This is a genomic window from Terrisporobacter muris, from assembly GCF_024621905.1.
Classification (GTDB): domain Bacteria; phylum Bacillota; class Clostridia; order Peptostreptococcales; family Peptostreptococcaceae; genus Terrisporobacter; species Terrisporobacter muris.
Map to the genome: position 1 here is coordinate 1 of NZ_JANKBY010000461.1, position 2240 is coordinate 2240.

A 2240-nucleotide genomic window follows, 5' to 3' on the forward strand; every position below is an offset into this window, starting at 1 on the left:
CGATCTTGAATATTTTTTATTATATCCATACTCATTATTATAATCATCATTAATCGGTATACTATCATCATTAATTACAATTTCATCATTATTCCACTCATTATTATCAAAATTATTTTCATAGTTATTCATCAAATAATAATCAGATTTGTGATTTAAATTAAACATATTATTATTCATATCATCACCTCAAGTTTATATTGTTATAAATATATAACTTTATTTTCTCCAATACTAAAGTAAATTATTTAATATATAATCAATATCTTCCTATTAAAATATGTTTAAATTGAAATAAGCATTTATTCTTAGATAAATGCTTATTAAAAGTCGCTATTTTACTATGCTTTCTACATATTTAGATTCTGTTAAAATAGCAGGCATTTTCGTATTTCTAAGTACATATAAACTAAATCCTGAAATATCTGTATCTTTTCTCACACCAAAATTTTTACAGTTATGATCTTTATGAAGCTTCAACAACTCCTCATGCACATTTTTAGCTAGTTCTTTTGATTTACTTGATGAGTTATAATGTATTATAGTCACAAGACCTTTAACCTTACTTTGACACTTTCCTCCCACAGCATTATAGTGTTTACTTATATATGCATCTGCATCTACTAAATTGGCTCTTCTTACCCTTGTTTGCAACGGTATATCACTATCTCCTGATGCAACTTGTAATACATCAAATCCTCATCTTTTTAAAGATATTTCTAAATACTTACATACAGCCTCATTAAACTCATTCTCTTTAATAACTTCACATTTTTTCTTACTAACTTTCCATCCATATATAGATCTTTTGGAAGTGGAGGAGTTCTTTTACCTGTAGTCTCCATTACATGACCAGCATCAAGGGCAATAAGATATTTTCTACCCATTAACAACACCTCCTATTAGTAATATATAAAATATTACTTATTTTGACACTTTTATACATATTTTACAAAAAATTCCTTACCATAATATAAGTAAGGAATTTAAAATCTATTTATTTTTCTATATAGTATATATTTTCATCTGGTACTTTTCCACCTAAAACTTTAGGATTAAATGAGAACAAACTATTATAATAATTTGTATAATCATCTTTGCAGTTATCTATAGCTATAAACTTTAAGTTAGTTCTATCTATAGCTTTTACTAATAAAGGCGCCTTCACATTTACACCAAACTTAACAGCAAATTCTCCTGCTTCTTTTGGATTTTCATTTGTATATTTTATATTTTCATCTAAAGTTTTAATAAAACTTTTTACAAATTCAGAATTTTCTTTTGCAAAAGACGATTTAACAATTAAAGTTGACTGCGGATATCCATTTTCATTTTTGAATACATCTTTCCAAGTATCATTTACACCACATATCACTTTTAAGTCAGGATTTTTTGTAAGTAATCCACTAAGAGCTGGCTCTGGTACTATACCTGTAGTTATCTTTTTTGTTGCTAATAGTGATACTAAATCACTAGCTTCATTTGAATAATTAAATTTAATAGATGATGAATCAACATTTTGTTCCTTTAATAAAGCTTGCACTGTTATATCAGGAGTTAATCCCTTTCCTATATTCCCAACTTCTTTTCCTTGTAATGATGAGTCTAACCCTGTTACATCTTCATCACTACTTACTAAGTAAAAAGATCCCATACCTACAGTTCCTGCAATTTGATAATTTGAGGTTTTATTATAGGCAATTGCTGCCATATTTGATGGTACTATAGCAATATCTAAACTTTCCTTCATTACATCTGTAGATAAAGCATCAGAAGTTGCTTCAAGAGTATACTTCACCTTATAGCCTTCTTTTACCTCAGGATTTTCTTGCTCTAATTTTGCAATTGCTATGGCTGGTAATCCATCTGGAGCTCCTACATTTACTGAAATTGGTTCTGTAACCTTTTCCTCTTCTTTCTTATCACTAGAATTACATCCTACTACAAGGCTTGATGTAATTAATAATGACATAAGTACTGTAAAAATTTTTTTCATAAAATTTGCCCCCCAATAATATTTATTCAGCTGATAAATATTCATATTTCTTATATGTAATTTCACAAGAAAATACTTAAGAAATCAGAGAGATTAAGTATTAATCCCTTTCCCCTTAGACCATGTCTTTAGGGTCAGCTTATAAGTAAATGTTATCATATATGTATTTATTTATCAATTTCCATATTCATATATTGTGTATAAAAAAATTTGCTTCGATACGTATATATTTTGTTGCTACATA

At 27.5% G+C, this 2240-nt stretch carries 4 protein-coding genes; all 4 read right to left on the reverse strand.

The annotated features are described in order from the left end of the window. Positions 1 to 180: hypothetical protein (locus NSA58_RS19190; protein WP_257560868.1), on the reverse strand; the 180-nt coding region annotated here is incomplete at its 3' end. Between the two features lie 153 nt (positions 181 to 333). Next, the gene (locus tag NSA58_RS19195; protein ID WP_074429884.1) at positions 334 to 654 is read right to left on the reverse strand and encodes an N-acetylmuramoyl-L-alanine amidase; all 321 of its coding nucleotides are present in this window, start codon (positions 652 to 654) and stop codon (positions 334 to 336) included. A 65-nt stretch (positions 655 to 719) separates the two neighbouring features. Further along, complete coding sequence (locus NSA58_RS19200; protein ID WP_242842673.1) at positions 720 to 887, reverse strand: hypothetical protein; 168 nt, start codon at positions 885 to 887, stop codon at positions 720 to 722. Between the two features lie 110 nt (positions 888 to 997). After that, positions 998 to 1996 (reverse strand): ABC transporter substrate-binding protein, encoded by a 999-nt coding sequence (locus NSA58_RS19205; protein WP_039678192.1) that lies wholly within the window; start codon positions 1994 to 1996, stop codon positions 998 to 1000. Between the last annotated feature and the right edge of the window lie 244 nt (positions 1997 to 2240).